The organism is Streptomyces sp. NPDC057474, from assembly GCF_042802555.1.
In the GTDB taxonomy this organism is placed as follows: Bacteria; Actinomycetota; Actinomycetes; order Streptomycetales; family Streptomycetaceae; genus Streptomyces.
This window is the reverse complement of sequence record NZ_JBHVDX010000227.1, coordinates 1-16947: the sequence shown is the minus strand read 5'-3', so window position 1 is coordinate 16947 and position 16947 is coordinate 1. Positions and strand designations below refer to the sequence as shown.

Annotated in this window: 10 protein-coding genes and 3 pseudogenes; 7 read left to right on the top strand and 6 right to left on the bottom strand. The window is 70.4% G+C overall.

Translation table 11 applies throughout. The features are described 5' to 3' along the window. The 3 genes and pseudogenes from ACFU53_RS39565 to glpK form a co-directional block, all read left to right on the top strand. Positions 1 to 478 (top strand): annotated as a pseudogene (locus ACFU53_RS39565) (hypothetical protein); the annotation flags it as partial. A gap of 691 nt (positions 479 to 1169) precedes the next feature. Beyond that, positions 1170 to 1955: an MIP/aquaporin family protein gene (locus tag ACFU53_RS39560; RefSeq protein ID WP_384004128.1), complete on the top strand. Its 786-nt coding sequence runs from the start codon at positions 1170 to 1172 to the stop codon at positions 1953 to 1955. Positions 1956 to 1985: 30 nt separating this feature from the next. Continuing rightward, complete coding sequence (glpK, locus tag ACFU53_RS39555; RefSeq protein ID WP_384004126.1) at positions 1986 to 3506, top strand: glycerol kinase GlpK; 1521 nt, start codon at positions 1986 to 1988, stop codon at positions 3504 to 3506. 110 nt (positions 3507 to 3616) lie between these two features. On the opposite strand, the gene ACFU53_RS39550 is transcribed toward glpK, so the two are convergent. From ACFU53_RS39550 to ACFU53_RS39530, 5 genes and pseudogenes are all read right to left on the bottom strand, one after another. Further along, complete coding sequence (locus ACFU53_RS39550; protein WP_384004124.1) at positions 3617 to 4222, bottom strand: ATP/GTP-binding protein; 606 nt, start codon at positions 4220 to 4222, stop codon at positions 3617 to 3619. After that, positions 4203 to 4446 (bottom strand): annotated as a pseudogene (locus ACFU53_RS39545) (hypothetical protein); the annotation flags it as partial. The pseudogene ACFU53_RS39545 and the gene ACFU53_RS39550, both read right to left, overlap by 20 nt. Before the next feature lie 246 nt (positions 4447 to 4692). Then, the gene (locus ACFU53_RS39540) at positions 4693 to 5088 is read right to left on the bottom strand and encodes a DUF742 domain-containing protein (RefSeq protein WP_384004123.1); all 396 of its coding nucleotides are present in this window, start codon (positions 5086 to 5088) and stop codon (positions 4693 to 4695) included. Positions 5089 to 5097: 9 nt separating this feature from the next. Then, positions 5098 to 5535, bottom strand: a complete 438-nt coding sequence (locus ACFU53_RS39535) for a roadblock/LC7 domain-containing protein (protein WP_384004121.1) — start codon at positions 5533 to 5535, stop codon at positions 5098 to 5100. Further along, a complete protein-coding gene (locus ACFU53_RS39530; RefSeq protein WP_384004119.1) occupies positions 5532 to 8408 on the bottom strand; it encodes a nitrate- and nitrite sensing domain-containing protein in 2877 nt (958 codons plus the stop codon). Before ACFU53_RS39530 ends, ACFU53_RS39535 begins: the two co-directional genes overlap by 4 nt. 418 nt (positions 8409 to 8826) lie before the next feature. Between ACFU53_RS39530 and ACFU53_RS39525 the strand changes: the two genes are divergently transcribed. The 4 genes from ACFU53_RS39525 (at position 8827) to ACFU53_RS39510 (ending at position 15111) form a co-directional block, all read left to right on the top strand. Next, on the top strand, positions 8827 to 9378 hold the full coding sequence (locus ACFU53_RS39525; RefSeq protein ID WP_384004117.1) for a hypothetical protein: 552 nt from the start codon (positions 8827 to 8829) through the stop codon (positions 9376 to 9378). 973 nt (positions 9379 to 10351) lie between these two features. After that, positions 10352 to 11818, top strand: a complete 1467-nt coding sequence (locus tag ACFU53_RS39520; protein ID WP_384004115.1) for an aldehyde dehydrogenase family protein — start codon at positions 10352 to 10354, stop codon at positions 11816 to 11818. 100 nt (positions 11819 to 11918) lie between these two features. Further along, complete coding sequence (locus tag ACFU53_RS39515; protein WP_384004113.1) at positions 11919 to 13499, top strand: APC family permease; 1581 nt, start codon at positions 11919 to 11921, stop codon at positions 13497 to 13499. A gap of 61 nt (positions 13500 to 13560) precedes the next feature. Continuing rightward, on the top strand, positions 13561 to 15111 hold the full coding sequence (locus ACFU53_RS39510) for a GMC family oxidoreductase (protein WP_384004111.1): 1551 nt from the start codon (positions 13561 to 13563) through the stop codon (positions 15109 to 15111). 70 nt (positions 15112 to 15181) lie between these two features. On the opposite strand, the pseudogene ACFU53_RS39505 reads toward ACFU53_RS39510, so the two are convergent. Beyond that, a pseudogene (locus ACFU53_RS39505) lies at positions 15182 to 16947 on the bottom strand (hypothetical protein); the annotation flags it as partial.

Below are 16947 nucleotides of genomic sequence, written 5' to 3'. Positions count from 1 at the left end.
GCGTAGAGAACTCCATGATCACGTGGACCCGTGCCCGCACTGCATCGACCCCGCCGGCTGGGCCTACAGCAGCCGCCTATTGCCGGTCGGTCTAAACGACAGGGCGGGGTTCGCGGCGGGGGACGAGCTGATCCGGTCGGTGGGGCGGGCGTTGCAGCACACCGCGACGGGTGCGACCCGGGTGGGGCACATCGGCGGTGACGACTTCCTGTTCCTCGCCGAACCGGACGGGCTCGATCCGCTGGCCGAGGCGATGCTCGACACGCCCTGGTCCGCCGACGGGTGCGCCGTGACGCTGTCGCTGGCCACGGTCGTGTGTGCGCCCGGCAGCATCACCGACCACCGGCAGGCAGCCGCGTGCCTGGCGCCGCTGAAGAAGGCGGCCAAGGCGCTGGGCGGGGCCAGTTGGGTGCTGGGGCGGGCCGGGATGCCGGGCCACGAGATTCGGCGGGGAGCCGGGGCTGTGGCGGCGGGGTAGGGGCGGGGAGGCCTCGGGTGGGCCGCACGGCCAGGGCGCAGAAGCCCGAGCGGGGCGGGCAGCGAACCCTCCCCCACCCGCTCGCCGAGTCACCGCCCTCGCCACGCGCGACCACGCTCCGCCCGGCCCAGCGGTGTGGGCGGCGGTCCCTCCGTCCCCACCCGACTGGTCGTGGCTGTTGCTACCCCGCCATGCCTCGCTCCGCCCCGTTGCAACAGTCCCTCGGCTTCGCCTCGCCCGGCCGCGCCCACTGCCACCGCCATGCCCGCTCCACCCGGTTGCAGCGGTCGTTCCGTCCCGCTCGCCCGGCTGCGACCCCCGCCACGCGCAGGCCGCGCTCCGGCCGGGTCGGCACCCACCGGCCCAAGTCCGGCCCCGCGCGGCCGTGTACGCCCGGTAGCCGCTCCCAACCGTTGCCGTCCGTGTTCTTGACGCCCCCTGGGTGCCGGTGAACACTGCCGGTGTCAGCCGGCATCATCGCATTCGGGCGTCTTTGTGCACTGCGCCGCTCGGGTTCCCCGCCTGCGCAACGGGCCATCCCCCACGGGCGATTCGGCTGCGCCGACACGCTCGTCACGGACGCCGGGCTGGGCGCGGGACCCTCCCTGCCTTCGGCTGAAGCAGCCATGGGAACGCACCCTGCACGGAAGGTCCGGGGTCGATCACTCCGGGCCGGGGCCAAGGAGCCGCCATGAGCAACGCAGACATATTCGTCGGTGAAGTCATCGGTACGGCGATCCTGATTCTCTTCGGCGCCGGTGTGTGCGCCGCCGTCACTCTCAGGTTCTCGAAGGCGAGGGCCTCGGGCTGGATCGTCATCGCGTTCGGCTGGGGCTTCGCCGTGCTGGCGGGCGCCTACACCGCCGCTCCCCTGTCGGGTGGGCACCTCAACCCGGCGGTCACGATAGGGATCGCGGTCGACACGCAGACATGGGACAAGGTCTGGGTGTATCTGCTCGGCCAGTTGATCGGGGCGATACTCGGCGCGGTCCTCGCCTATCTCGTCTATCTCGCGCAGTTCCAGGCGAACGTCCGCAAGGAGGGCACCACGGAGGGCACGGCGCACGAGCCGACGCCGACCCTCGGGATCTTCTCCACCATCCCGGAGATCCGGAACCCGGTCGCCAACCTGATCACGGAGATCATCGCGACGATCGCACTGGTCCTGCCGATCCTCGCCTTCGGCCGGAACGCCGGCATCGGCATCGGCCAGATCCCCGGCGAAGAGGCCGGAATCTACGGCTCCGGCATCTCGGTCCTGCTGGTGTCCTTCCTGGTCGTCGGCATCGGTCTCTCCCTCGGCGGGCCCACCGGCTACGCGATCAACCCGGCCCGTGACCTCGGCCCGCGCATCGTGCACACCTTCCTGCCGATCCCGAACAAGGGCACCTCCGACTGGGGTTACGCCTGGATCCCGGTCGTCGGTCCGCTGGTCGGCGGAGTTTTCGCGGGCCTCATCTACAACGCAGCCTTCTGACGCAACCGATGTAAGACGTGAGGGGATGTCATGCCGGACAACGCCCAGAAGTACGTCGCCGCCATCGATCAAGGCACCACTTCCAGCCGCTGCATCGTCTTCGACCACAGCGGCGCCATCGTCGCCGTGGACCAGAGGGAGCATCGCCAGATCTTCCCCAAGCCGGGCTGGGTGGAGCACGACGCCACCGAGATCTGGTCGAAGGTGCAGGCAGTCGTCGCCGGGGCGATCGCCAGGGCGGGCCTACGCGCGGACCAGATCAGCGCACTCGGCATCACCAACCAGCGCGAGACGACGGTCCTGTGGGACCGTGCCACGGGCAAGCCCGTGCACAACGCGATCGTCTGGCAGGACACACGTACCTCGGCGCTCTGCAACGAACTCGGCGGCACGGACGGGCAGGATCGTTTCCGTGAGCAGACCGGTCTGCCGCTGGCCAGCTACTTCTCCGGTCCGAAAGTCACCTGGCTGCTCGACAACGTGCCCGGGCTCAGGGCCCGTGCCGAGCGCGGCGAGATCGCCTTCGGCACGATCGACTCCTGGCTGATCTGGAATCTGACCGGCGGCACGGACGGCGGCCGGCACGTCACCGACGTCACCAACGCCGGGCGCACCATGCTGATGAACCTGGAAACCCTCCAGTGGGACGCCTCGATCCTCTCCGCCATGAACGTCCCGGAGGCGGTCCTGCCGGAGATCAGGTCCTCCGCCGAGGTGTACGGCACCGCCGTGGGCCAACTCGCGGGCGTCCCTGTCGCGTCGGCGCTCGGGGACCAGCAGGCGGCGGTGTTCGGGCAGGCCTGCTACGACGTGGGCGCGGCGAAGAACACGTACGGCACCGGCAGCTTCCTGCTGCTCAACACCGGGAACCGGCCCGTGCCGTCGAAGAGCGGGCTGCTCACGACCATGGGGTACAAGATCGGCGGTGAGGCGCCGGTGTACTGCCTGGAGGGGTCGATCGCGATCACGGGCGCCCTGGTGCAGTGGTTCCGCGACCAGCTCGGCATCATCCGTACCGCCGACGAGATCGAGCCCCTGGCGGCGAGCGTCGACGACAACGGCGGGGCGTACGTCGTGCCCGCGTTCTCGGGCCTGTTCGCCCCCTACTGGCGCTCGGACGCGCGCGGGGTCATCACCGGGTTGACGAGGTACGTCACGAAGGCACATCTCGCGCGCGCGGTGCTGGAGGCGACGAGCTGGCAGACGCGGGAGGTCGTGGACGCCATGTTCCAGGACTCAGGGGTGCACATCACGACTCTCAAGGTCGACGGTGGCATGACCAAGAACAACCTGCTGATGCAGCACCAGGCGGACGTCCTGGACGTGCCGGTGATCCGGCCGCAGGTCTCGGAGACGACCTGTCTGGGCGCCGCGTACGCGGCCGGGCTCGCGACCGGGGTGTGGAACGACCTGGACGAGCTGAAGTCGCACTGGCAGAAGGACGTCGAGTGGACGCCTTCCATGGAGGCCCCCGTCCGGGACCGCGAGTACCACAACTGGCGCAAGGCGGTGGAGAAGAGCCTCGGCTGGCACGAGGACGACGTGAACTGAGATCGAGGCCCACGCGCGCGTGCGCGTTCGTCTGCGTGGAACGTGGTCCACGCGCGCGTGTCACTGAAGCCACGGCTCGTACCCCTGTCGGCGGGGGTACGGGTCGTGCTTCAGGTGGTGGCGGGCTGGCGGTTCTCCGTCGCGTACGCCATCGCGTGCCGGACGACGGAGACCAGGACGTCCTTGACCGAGTCCCGCTGGCGCGCGTCGCACAGCACGACCGGCACGCCGGGGTCGAGGTCGAGGGCCCGGCGGACGGTCTCGGCGGGGTAGCGCGCGGCGTCCTCGAAGCAGTTGACGCCGATCACGAAGGGTATGGAGCGCCGTTCGAAGTAGTCGACGGCGGCGAAGCAGTCCTCCAGGCGACGCGTGTCGGCGAGCACCACGGCGCCGAGGGCCCCGGAGGCGAGTTCGTCCCAGAGGAACCAGAAACGGTCCTGGCCGGGGGTCCCGAACAGGTACAGGACGAGGTCCTCGCGGAGGGTGATGCGCCCGAAGTCCATGGCGACGGTGGTGGTCGTCTTGCTCTCCACACCGCTGGTGTCGTCGACCGGGCGGCCCGCCTCGGTGAGCACCTCCTCGGTGCGCAGCGGTTTGATCTCGCTGACCGCGCCGACGCAGGTCGTCTTGCCCACGCCGAAGCCGCCGGCCACGAGGATCTTGAGCGTGACGGGCTCGACCGGAGGTGTGCCGCGCTCAGAGCGCCCGAGGATCATCGGTCTCTTCTCCTGCTGGATGGTTGTCGCGCGACGGTGGGCCGTAGCCTCCGCCGCCCGGGGTTTCGATGGCTCGTACGTCGCCGGGGTCCGACATCTGCCGCATCACTTCCGCCGAGTTCCACGACACTGCCGTCCGCGCGCTCCACCCGGTCGACACCGAGAGTTCCTGGGGGCGCCGTCCGCGCCGGCGTCGGTCTCGTACGCCTGAGGGTGGGGAGGGTGACTGTGGACGCGCGGGGTGTTGCCGTTCGCAGCGATGCGCGGGGTGTCGTGGAAGCGTCGGGTAGTGACGAGGAGCGCCGGACGCCCGCGACGGCTGCGGCCGCGTGGCGCGCGGGGTTGTCGGAGAGGAGCGTGTGTGTGAGCGGGCGGCCGGCCGGGCGCCACGCGACGATGTCGGTGAAGGTGTCGCCCCGATCGACTGGGAACTGCCGGTCTGTCACGTATACGCTCCGCTTCCGCGCTGCTCAGAGCGCCCGGAGGCCGCTGATCACGTCACGCAGAATGCTCTCGTCCACCAGCTCGGCAGGCGGTACGGGACGTGTCACATGGACGAGTTCCTCGTCCACGAGGTCTCCGACGAGGACGCGGACGACTCCGACAGGCAGGTCCAGGTCAGCGGCCAGTTCGGCCACCGACTGGGGGGTGTCACGGCAGAGCTCGACGATCCGGACGTGTTCAGGGGAGAGGGAGTGATCTTCCTCCGGGTCGTCGACGTGCGGTTCCGTGACGACCACGGCGATCAGGTCGAGGCGGTGCTGGATCGCGTGGTTGGTCCGGCCGCGCGTCATCGCGTACGGACGCACCACTGGTCCGGCCTCGTCGTCGAACCAGTGGCTTCTTCCCTGACCGTCTCGGCTCATGCCATCCCACTACCCGCCCTGGGGCACATCGGTGCGCGGGGCGGAGCCCAGATGTACGCCGACCCGCTTGACCAGGAGGGTCATCTCGTAGGCGACCTGACCGATGTCCGCGTCGGCGTCGGCGAGGACGGCGAGGCAGCTGCCGTCACCGGCGGCCGTGACGAAGAGGAAAGCCTCGTCGAGTTCGACGACGGTCTGCCGGACGCTGCCCGCCTCGAAGTGGCGGCCGACGCCCTTGGCGAGGCTGTGGAATCCGGAGGAGACTGCGGCCAGGTGCTCGCTGTCCTCTCTGGTGAGGCCCTCGGAGACGCCCGTGGGCAGTCCGTCGCTGGAGAGCACAAGCGCCTTGCGGATGCTGGCGACGCGCTCCACCAGGTCGTCCAGGAGCCAGTTCAGCTCCCCGGACGTGCCGGTCGCGGTGGGCCCCTCGGCCTTCGGTGCGGTCATCGACCGTCCCCCTTAGTCGTTCCTCGTGGTGCTGAGACGTCCTGGGCGTCGACGCCCTCGGCGTTCTCCTCGCGGCCACGCTGCCAACCCCGTTGGAGCGAGGCCATACGGCTGCGTACCTCGTCGGCGTCGCGTTCGGCAGGATCCGGGCGCCGCTCCGGGCGGGACCCTTCGCGTTCGGTACGCCGGTCCGGGCCGTCCTTCAACTGCGGTGCCAGACTGGCCTGTCGGACGCGACGGGGCAGCGGGCTCGGAGCCGATTCTGCCTGGTCGGTCGTCGTGTCCGTGCGCGGGGTGGACTCGCCCACGCCGTACTGCGAGGTCATCGGGGCCGCGCCGTCCGAAGGGCTCGTGCGGCGGCGCTGGGGAAGTGCGGGGCCCTCGTACCCGCCGGGGGGCAGGGCTCCGGCGCGGTGCGCCCCGGGGAGGACAGCGGGTCCGGTGCGGTCGGTTCCGGGGCGGGTCGGCGGTTCGGCGCGATCGCCGCGCAGGGCGGTGAGCGGCCGGGTGTCGGCGATCCCCTCGGGGCCCGCTGTACGGCCCTGCTCCGGCGCGTCCTCCGCGTGCCTCGACCTGGACCCGGTCACCGAACGGCCGTGCGAGCTGACGAGATGCGGGGTCCGGCGCTGCGGCAGCGGCACGGGGCCGAGCGTCGGGTCGGGATCGGTGAACGGGGCCTGCCGGTCTTCGCCGTCGCGCACCGGCTGCTGGTGTTCGTCGGCGACACCGGTGAGGGGGCGGCGGGACCGGACCAGCCCGCCCCGCTCGCCGTCCTCGTCGCCGAGGGCGCCCGGGAAGCCGTCCAGGGGCTCCAGGCCGACCGGTGCCTCCAGTTCGACCGGGCCGTCCAGGATGGCGGCGGAGAGCCCCGGAAGCCGGACCGGCACCTGGGAGAGCGCCGCGTTGCGCTCCTCCTCCAGCTCGGCCTCCCGGGTGGGGTGGGCGCGGTCGAGGCGGAAGCCGATGCCGTTGGTGTCGGGGACGTCCTCGGTGAGCAGAGCGTCGGGGATGAACACGACGGCCGTGGTGCCGCCGTACGGGGAGGGCTGGAGGGAGACGCGGACCTTCTGCCGTTGGGCGAGCCGGCTGACCACGAAGAGACCGAGCCGGTCGGTGTCGGAGAGTTCGAAGTCGGGGGTCTCGGCGAGCTTGAGGTTGGCGTCGAGGAGCGCCTCCGCCGACATACCGAGGCCTCGGTCGTGGATCTCCAGGGTGAAGCCGTTGGCGACGCGCTCGCCGAGCACCTGTACGGCGGTGTGCGGGGGCGAGAACACCGTGGCGTTCTCCAGGAGTTCGGCCACGAGGTGGGTGAGGTCGGCGACCGCGGGGCCGGTCACGGCGACCCGGGGCAGTCGGCGGACCTCGATCCGCTCGTAGTCCTCGACCTCGGCGACGGCCGCGCGGACGACGTCCATGAGCTGGATGGGCTTGCGCCACTGCCGGGACGGGGCGGCGCCGGAGAGGATGACCAGGCCCTCGGCGTGCCGGCGCATTCGGGTCGTCAGGTGGTCGAGGCGGAACAGGTCGGCGAGTTCGTCGGTGTCCTCGGTCCGGCGTTCCATGGTGTCGAGGAGGGTGAGCTGCTTGTGGAGCAGGACCTGGCTGCGGCGGGCGAGGTTGACGAATACCTCGGAGATGCCGCTGCGGAGTTCGGACTGCTTGACGGCGGCCTCGACGGCCGCCCGCTGCAGGGTGTTGAGGGCCTGGCTGACCTCGCCGATCTCGTTCCTGTCGTACTCCAGGCGCGGCACCTCGGTCTCCACGTCGACCTGTTCGCCCGCGGCGAGCCGGCGCATCACGCTGGGCAGCCGCACCCCGGCTGTCTCGTTGGCCTCCTGGCGGAGCCGGCGCAGGTCGCGGATGAGGACCCGGCCGATACGGACGGACATGAAGAGCGAGAAGAGCAGGGCGAAGAGGCCGAGGACACCGGAGACGGCGGCCTTCAGGATGACGTTGGTCGCCAGCGGGCGGACACGGTCCTGATAGCGGTCGCCCGCCTCGACGCTGAGGTCGCGGAGATCGGCGAGCACGGGCTCGACCGAGGTGTCCCAGCTCTTCGCGGTGACACCGCTGGGCCTACCCGGGTCGGAGGCGATGACGGCCTGTTCGACCGAGCGCAGGGGCGCGGAACTCGCGTTCTTCCAGTAGCCGTCGAAGCGGGCGCGCTCGGCGGAGGGCAGCTGCGGCAGGCTGATCTCGTACATCAGGGTGCGCTGGGCGACGAGGTCGGAGAAGTCGCGGATCTCGTCCTGGGTGATCCGGTTCGCTACGAGCACGGAGCTGAGCAGGGCGTCCTCGCGCGAGAGGAGTTCGCGGGCGCGGCCGACGTTGACCAGGGCGCGGCCCTGCTTGTCCATCTCCACGTTGTCGAGCGCGGGGAGGTTGGACAGCAGGGTGAAGCAGGGATCGACGAGGTCGTTGTAGTGGCCGAGGGCCTGGGGGATCGTGACGGTGCCGCTCTCGACGCTCGTGCGCAGGGACGGCAGGGTGTCGAGGGCGTCCAGGATCGCCGTGAGCCGCAGCGAGGTGGCCTCGCCCATCTCGTCCCGCAGTTCGGAGTCCCGGGCGTGCTCGCGGAACTCCTCGACGGCCGCGTCCGTGGCGGACCGGCTGCGGTCGAGGGCCGTGAGCGCCTCGGAGGCCCGCGGGTCGGCGAGGTACACAAGGGTCTGGCGGCGTTCCTGCTGGAGCACACGGATGGTGTCCTCGGTGGGGAAGCCGACCTCCTCGACGATGTCCGCCACCCTGAAGAGATCGCTCGCCTCACGGCCCGTCAGTACCGTGGCGAACGTCCAGACACCGGTCAGAGCCACCAGGGGCACGAGCAGCAGCGCCACGATCTTCCGGCGGATCGATTTCCCGCGAAAGCGCATGGCCTCCCCCAGCTCGACCCCCGCCAGGCCCGGGGGCACACATGTGCGTCAACAAACGGCGTGAGCCTACTACCGACTCACACGTATCTCGAAGAGCCGATTGGACGCACTCCCCACCCGAGGCGAACCAGACATGGTGAGTTGTCCGTTCATTGGGGGAGATTGCCGCCCTCTGTCCGGCACTTGAACCAATGGCATCCCGTCGGCGAAGTCGGCCGGTTGGCCGGATTTTTTCGTTCCGTGGGAATCTTCGGCGTACGTCGATCGTCTTTCTGTACGGGAATTGGGGGCGAAATGACCCACAGGCCCCGCAGGCCGCTCCCAGGCGGCGTAAATCAGAGAAAGTCGGGCACCAGTGGGGGGCCGGGTCTCAGGATCCGGATCTGTTGGTCCACCGGCGGTGGGGAGTGACAAGTTGATGGGCACGGCGGAGCGGCGCGTAGCGCCCGGGGACGGAGCGGCGACGCCCGAGGTGGCGGCGCGGAGCGCTCAGGCACCGGATCGCGGCCTCCTGACGGGGGAGAGCGTCGCGGTGGAAGAACGGAGGCTCTTCGCCCGTGGCGACGAAGAGCGGGTGCATTACCGGCCGTTGTGGATCGAGGAGCCGGCGCGCAAGCGGCGGCTGCCCGACCCGGTGCGGACGGCGGCGGTGCGCGCAGTCCTCATCATCGCGGTGACACTGATTCAGGCGATGGTGGCGTTCCTGTGCACCCTGGCGAGTTCCTGGCTGGCGTTCCCCATGGTGCTGAGCAGCGTGGCGAGCACGATCGCGGCGACGTGGGGCGTCCTGGACGTCTGGGTGACCCGCCAGGTGTGGAACCAGCGCAACGGCGTGGTCTCGGCCCCCAGCAGCACGGCACGCTCGCTCCGGCGCGAGCGGCGGCGGGCCCACCGTGAGGCACGGGTGGCGGAGCGCGCGCAGGAGCGGATACGTCGGCGGGGTGGGGCCGGGCAGCTGTCGCACCCATAGGACTGCCGGGGTGGGCCGTGCGCCACATGGCCCACCCCTCCGGACGGCTCGTCAGCTCGCCGTGGTTCCACGTCGCTCGCCGCGCGGGCCGGTTCATGTCTGGCCCGCATGAACGGGCGGAGCGGTCGACCGAGAGGACCGCGTCCGTACGGCCGTCGCGTTCATGGACGGCGAGGAAGCCGCCCCTCGGTCGGCGCGCCGTCGTCGATGGGCCGTGCGGCGGTATGCCCACGACGACTGTCGCGTGAGCGCGTTGCCCCAGGCGGTCGTGGGGTGGATGGTCGACGGCTGCCCCTCCCTCCTCGACGTCCACGAGTGCGACCTCACTCGCTTCGAGGACGTCCAGCGGTCACTCACCCCGCGAACCCGGACCAGCGAACGCGGCCTGGGTGACCGTGGCGTGCGGCCTCCGAGGGCACGGCTTCACGTCCGTGCCCGCCGTCGGCGAGACCTCGCCGACCTGGCTTTCCCGGGCACCACCACTTACCCGAACTTCCCCGATCGGCCTGTCCGACCCCGCCCGTCTCGTCACCGCGCCCGCCACGCGAGTGGCTGGGCCACGCGTGAATGTGCCTGGCCGACGAGCCGCCCTCCTTCGAGGAGTCGGAGCACCACCACTGCACGACGGTTCACCCCGAACTGGTGGACGCACTCCTGGAGTTCGCCGACGGTGTTGATCGACCTCGCACCGGATCGTGTGTCCCGCACCGAGGCTGTGAACGTACGCAACCGGCCATGGCGTCGCGTGCCTACCGGAAGGGTGGTGTGCTGGTGCCCACCGAGTACCACATCGGATCCTGCACGAGTGGCCGCTGCGGCAGTGGAGGGCGGTTCCCTCGAATGTCCAGGCTCCTGACCAGGCGTGTCGACCGTCACATTTGGCCTCGTATTTGGCATAGAACGCGGTCGTCCGGTTAGGTGCCAGCCGCGAGGGCGCCTGCCGCACGGCGCTGACCAGGAGGGAACGAGAGACATGCCCGAACTTTTCATCGGCGGAGCATGGCGATCCGCGCTCGACGGGCGGACGCGTGAGATCCGCTGTCCCGCCGACGGCAGCCTGGTCGCGGTCGTCGACGAGGCCGACGGCAAGGACACCGCGGAGGCGATCGCGGCCGCACGTCGCGCCTTCGACGAGGGCCCCTGGCCCTCCACCTCGCCCGCCGACCGCGGTGACCTGCTGCTTCGGGTGGCCGATCTCCTCGTACGCGACAAGGACGCGCTCGCCCGCGCCGAGTCCCTCGACACCGGCAAGAGGCTGGTGGAGAGCGAGTACGACATCGACGACATCGCGAACTGCTTCCGCTACTTCGGGCGGGCAGCCACCGCCGAGACGGGCCGGATCGTCGACACCGGCCAGGCGGGCGTCGACAGCCGGGTCGTGTACGAGCCGGTCGGGGTGTGCGCGCTGATCACTCCCTGGAACTACCCCCTCCTCCAGACGGCCTGGAAGGTCGCCCCGGCGCTCGCGGCCGGCAACACCTTCGTGCTCAAGCCGAGCGAGCTGACCCCGCACACCGCGATCCATCTGATGCGCCTCCTGGAGGAGGCCGGGGTGCCGGCGGGCGTGGCCAACCTGGTCCTCGGCGCGGGCCCCCAGGCCGGTGCCCCGCTCTCCGACCACCCGGACGTGGACCTGGTCTCCTTCACCGGCGGACTGCAGACCGGGCGCCGGCTCATGGCCAACGCCGCCGCGAGTGTGAAGAAGGTCGCCCTCGAGCTCGGCGGCAAGAACCCGAACATCGTCTTCGCCGACGCCGACTTCGACACGGCGGTCGACATGGCGCTGACCGCGGTCTTCCTGCACTCGGGGCAGGTGTGCTCGGCGGGCGCCCGCCTGCTGGTGGAGGACTCGCTGCACGACCGGTTCGTGGACGAGGTAGTCCGCCGGGCGCGGGAGATCCGGCTCGGCGGCCCGTTCGACGAGCGGGCGCAGACCGGGCCGCTGATCTCGGCGGCACATCGCTCGAAGGTCGAGGAGTACGTCGCCAAGGGCATCGCCGAGGGCGCGGTACTGCGCTGCGGTGGCGAGCGGCCGAGCGGCGACGCGTACGACGAGGGCTTCTACTATCTGCCGACCGTCCTGGACGAGTGCACGAGCACGATGTCCGTGGTCCGGGACGAGTCGTTCGGGCCGGTGCTCACGGTGGAACGGTTCAGCACCGAGGACGAGGCGGTACGGCTGGCCAACGACACGATCTACGGTCTGGCCGGTGCCGTATGGACGACGGACGAGGCCAGGGCCCGGCGGGTCGCGGCCAGGCTGCGGATCGGCACGGTGTGGATCAACGACTACCACCCGTATGTGCCGCAGGCCGAGTGGGGCGGTTACAAGCAGTCCGGCTTCGGCCGCGAACTCGGGCCCGCTGGGCTCGCCGAGTATCGCGAGGCGAAGCACATCTGGCGGAACACGGACCCTTCACCGCAGGGTTGGTTCGCCTAGCTTCTCCCGCTCCCCCGCACACACACCGTTCTCATTCACCGTTCTCGGCACCCGCAGGAGCCGCTCCCCCTCCTCCCCAAGGCCCACCAGGAGTCCACTCATGACGACCATCGAGCAACCCACCGGACCAAAGAACACATCCGACGACGCCGAACTCACCGAATTCGGCTACAAGCCCGAACTCAAGCGCACCCTCGGCAACTTCCACACCTTCGCCGCCGGGATCAGCTACATCTCGATCCTGACCGGCACCTTCCAGCTGTTCTACTTCGGCTTCGCCAGCGGTGGCCCCGCCTACTGGTGGTCGTGGCCGATGGTGTTCGTCGGCCAGTTCATGGTCGCGCTCTGTTTCGCCGAGCTGGCGGCCCGCTACCCGGTCGCGGGCTCGGTCTACAACTGGTCGAAGAAGATAGGCAACCCGCACCTGGGCTGGCTCGCCGGCTGGATGATGCTGACCGCCTCCATCGTGTCGATCGCGGCGGTCGCGCTGGCCTACCAGCTGACGCTGCCCCAGATCTCCGACGTGTTCCAGATCGTCGGGGACGGCACCGGTAAGTACGACGTGGCGACCAACGCGGTCATCCTGGCCGCGGTGTTGATCCTGTTCACCACCCTGGTGAACGCTTTCGGCGTCAAGCTGATGGCCCGGATCAACACGGCGGGCGTGTTCATCGAGCTGATCGCCACCGTCGTACTGATCGTGCTGTTCGCAGTACACATCACCCGTGGCCCGCAGGTGGTCCTGGAGACGAACGGCACCGGAGACAGTTACGGCACCGGATATCTGGGCGCGTTCCTCGTCGCCTCGCTGGCGTCCGCGTACGTCATGTACGGCTTCGACACGGCCGCCTCGCTCGGTGAGGAGTCGCTGGACCCGACCCGGAACGCGCCGCGCGCGATCATCCGCGCGATCATCGCCTCCTTCGTCCTCGGCGGTCTGATCCTGCTCCTGGCGCTGATGAGCGTGTCCAGCCTGAAGGGCGAGCAGCTGTCCACCGACGGACTGCAGTACATCGTGCTCAACGTGCTCGGCCCGACGGCCGGCAAGGCGATGCTGTGGTGCGTCCTGATCGCGGTGACCGTCTGCGCCCTGGCCGTCCACACCGCAGCGGTCCGGCTGGCGTTCGCGATGGCCCGCGACAACAACCTGCCCGCGTCCTCGAAGCTGGCCAAGTGCCACCCGCGGTTCCAGACGCCGGTGCTGCCGACCGTGATCATCGGGATCCTGGCGCTGGGGATCCTCGTGGTCAACATCCGCCAGCCGCAGATCTTCACCGTGGTGACCAGCATCGGCATCATCATGATCTACCTGGCCTACCTGGGCGTCACCGTGCCGATGCTGGTGGCGCGGCTGCGCGGCAAGTGGCAGCCCGCCGGGGACGGCCGATTCTCGCTGGGCCGCTGGGGCATCCTCGTGAACATCCTCGCCGTGGTGTGGGGCGGGGGCATGACCCTCAACCTGATCTGGCCGCGTGCCTCGGTCTACAACGCGGCCGCCCCGTTCCACTGGTACCTGCAGTGGGGCGCGGTCCTCTTCGTCGGGATCATCGCCGGCGGCGGCTTCGCCTACTACTGGTTCATCCAGCGGCACAAGACGGGCGTACTCGCCGAGCACCGCGTGGCCGTCGAGGCCGGGACAGCGCCGCCCGCCGCGCCCCTCACCTCCCCGGCGGCCGACTGAGAGCCGACCCCCGAGAATCCGACGAGCACAGCAGCACAGCAACGCAGGAGGTCAACTCCCCATGAAGGCAGATGAGTTCGACTATGTCGTGGTCGGCGGCGGCACCGCGGGAAACGTGGTCGCGGCCCGGCTCTCCGAGGATCCGTCGATCACGGTGTGCGTCCTGGAGGCGGGCCCCAGTGACGTCGGTGACGACGACGTCCTGAAACTGGAACGCTGGATGGGCCTGCTGGAGTCCGGCTACGACTGGGACTACCCGGTCGAGCCGCAGGCCAGCGGCAACAGCTTCATGCGGCACGCGAGAGCGAAGGTCCTCGGCGGCTGTTCGTCCCACAACTCCTGTATCGCCTTCTGGGCACCGGCGGAAGACCTCGACGACTGGGCGGCAGCGGGCTGTAGGGGCTGGTCCGCGGCCGACCTCTTCCCGCTCTACCAGCGGCTGGAAACCAACGACGCGCCCGGCGACCACCACGGCCGCACCGGCCCGGTGAAGCTCCGCACCATCAAGAGCGAGGACCCGTGCGGCAACGCCCTGCTGGAGGCGTGCGCCCAGGCGGGTATCCCGACGACGCCCTTCAACACGGGTACCACGGTGGTCCGGGGCGCCAACTGGTTCCAGATCAACTCCGACGCGAACAACATCCGGCAGTCCTCCTCGGTGGCGTATCTCCACCCGATCATGGGCGGGCGCCCGAACCTGGAGGTACGCACCGGGGTCCGCGCCAAGAAGCTCGTGCTCGACGGGCGGCGCTGCGTCGGCGCCGAGTACCTGGACCCGGACCTCATCCACACCCGGACGGTTCGGGCCCGGCGCGAGGTCATCGTCTCCTGCGGCGCCATCGACACCCCGAAGATCCTGATGCTCTCGGGCATCGGCCCCGCCGAACAGCTGCGCGAGGTCGGCGTGGACGTCGTCGTGGACTCGGCGGGCGTCGGCGAGAACCTCCAGGACCACCCCGAGGGCGTCATCATGTGGGAGGCCGCACAGCCGATGCCCACCGAGTCCAACCAGTGGTGGGAGGCGGGCATCTTCTACGACACCGAGCCGGGCCTCGACCGGCCGGACCTCATGTTCCACTACGGGTCCGTCCCGTTCGACATGAACACCGCCCGGCACGGCTACCCCACCTCCGAGAACGCGTTCTGTCTGACGCCGAACGTGACACGGGCGAAGTCCCGGGGCACCGTGCGGCTGCGCACCCGGGACTACCGGGACAAGCCGAAGGTCGACCCGCGTTACTTCACGCACGAGCACGATGCGCGGGTGATGACGTACGGCCTTCGTCTGGCCCGGCAGATCGCGGCGCAGCCCGCGCTGAGCGGCTGGGCCGGGGCCGAGCTGGCGCCCGGTCCGGACGTCCGGACCGACGACGAACTGCTCGACTACATCCACAAGACCCACAACACCGTCTACCACCCGGCCTGCACCGTGAAGATGGGCGCGGACGACGACACCTCGGCCCCGCTGGACGCGCGGCTGCGGGTGAAGGGGGTCGAGGGGTTGCGGGTCGCGGACGGGTCGGTGATGCCGGATCTGGTGACCGTGAATCCGTGCATCACGACGATGATGATCGGCGAGAAGTGTGCGGATCTTTTGAAAGCCGATGCCTAAAGGGGCTGTGCTCAGGGGCGTGGGGCGGCTACGGGTCCATTGGGGCTGGTCGCGCGGTTCCCCACGCCACTCAGGGCGCGGTTGCAGTGGGCCTCTTGTACATGCGTGTCGCGGTGATCTCCGTGTGTACGGCCTCCCCCGCCCGGGGCTGCTGAGGCAGTCCCGGGCGGAGGTGTTCCTCCACGCTGATGTACTTGAGGCCCGCCCGTAGGTCGGCGTCGTTACGGAGACGGATGACCAGTGGGAACTCCGCCAGTGCCGTGGTGTCGAACAGACCGGTGGTGTAGAGCAGTTGGACGCCCAGCGCGTCCGACACCGCTCGCTGGAGTTCCAGCAGATACGTCGCGTTGGCGCGGCCGATGGGGTTGTCCAGGAACAGCGTGCCGGCGTGGCGGTGTTTGTCCCGCCCCCGGTCGTTGCTGCGCAGAGCAGCCATCGTGCAGTAGAGGGCGATGGCGGCGGTCAGCAGCTGGCCGCCCGAGAAGACGTCACCCATCTGCCCGACGGGGACGCGCTCGGCCCTCAGCACCGCGTCCGGCTTGAGGATCTCCACGGCGACGCCCTTGGGCTGGAGCGCGGCGCCGACGCCCCGGAGCAGCAGGGACATGCCGTCGCGGCGCATGTCGGAGTTCTTCTTCACGGCCGCGCGGGTCGCCTCGTCTACGACCTCGCCGAGTCGCTCGGTGAGGGTGGCCTGGTCGGGCTCCTCGAAGCGGATGCGCAGGAACTCCTGGCCGGACCACTCCCCCAGGCCCTCGGGGAGCCTGGACAGCCGCTGGGCGGAGCGGAGGGTCGCGAGGGCCGATTCCACGAGGCCCCGCAGCCGGTCGACGATCGAGTCCCGGTTGCGTTCCAGCTGCGCCAACTCGTCCGTGAGGACCCGGAGTCGGGGCGCGAACGCGTCGGCCCACTTCTTGGCGTGCTCGGGGAGCGAGGAGGCGGGCAGCTCGCGGATCTGCTGGCGGGCCGGGGTGCGGACCTGTTCGTAGCGGGTGGAGTTGGCGTGGCGTACGAGGACGTCGCCGGCCTCGCGTACGGAGCCCTCTGCGGCGGAGAGGTCGGCGGCGCAGCCGCGCAGGGAGCGGCGGGCGTCGGCGGCGGCCTTGCGGGCCTCTTCGAGGCTGCCGGGGTAGGGCTCGGGCTCCTCCTGGTCGTCGTCCGTGGAGTGGTCGCGCAGGAGGTCCCGGAGCAGGGCGGCGGTCTCGTCGAAGCCACCGGCCGCGTCCTCGGCGGCGCGATGGGACTCCAGCAGCTCGGCGTGGGCTTCGCGGGCCTGCGTCAACGCCTCGGCGCGGGAGGCGAGTTCGGCGGCGGCCGTGCGCAGCAGGGCCTGGGCGTGCTCGGCGTCGCGCGGGAGCAGTTCCTCGGGCAGCTCGGTGTGTGCCTCACCGTCCTCGGGCGCGTGCCGCTCGGCCTCGCCGCGCAGCCGCCCGAGCTGCTCGCTCGCGGTGGACACACGGGTTTCCAGGAGCTGTACGAGTTCCTCGGCTCGGGCGGCCGCGGCCTGCCGGGAGGGCCCGTCGGAGCCGTCGGGTGACTGCAGCAGCTGCTCGGCGCGGTTGCGGACCTTGTTGGTCAGCCGGTCCAGCTCGGCGATCGCGGCGCTCTCGTCGCTCTCGGCCCGCGCCTGCTCGGCGCGCAGATCGGCGCCGACTCCGACCTTCTCGTACACCTGGGAGGCGGCGCGGTAGGCCTCGCGGAGGGCCGCGAGGGGGTGCTTGGGCGCGTCGGAGTCCGTCTCCGGTACGTCGTCGGGGGCGCCCGCGATCTCCGCGCGCTCGGCGCGCAGCGCACGCGCGGTGCGGCGGGCGTCGTCCGCGCCGCGCTGTGTGGCGC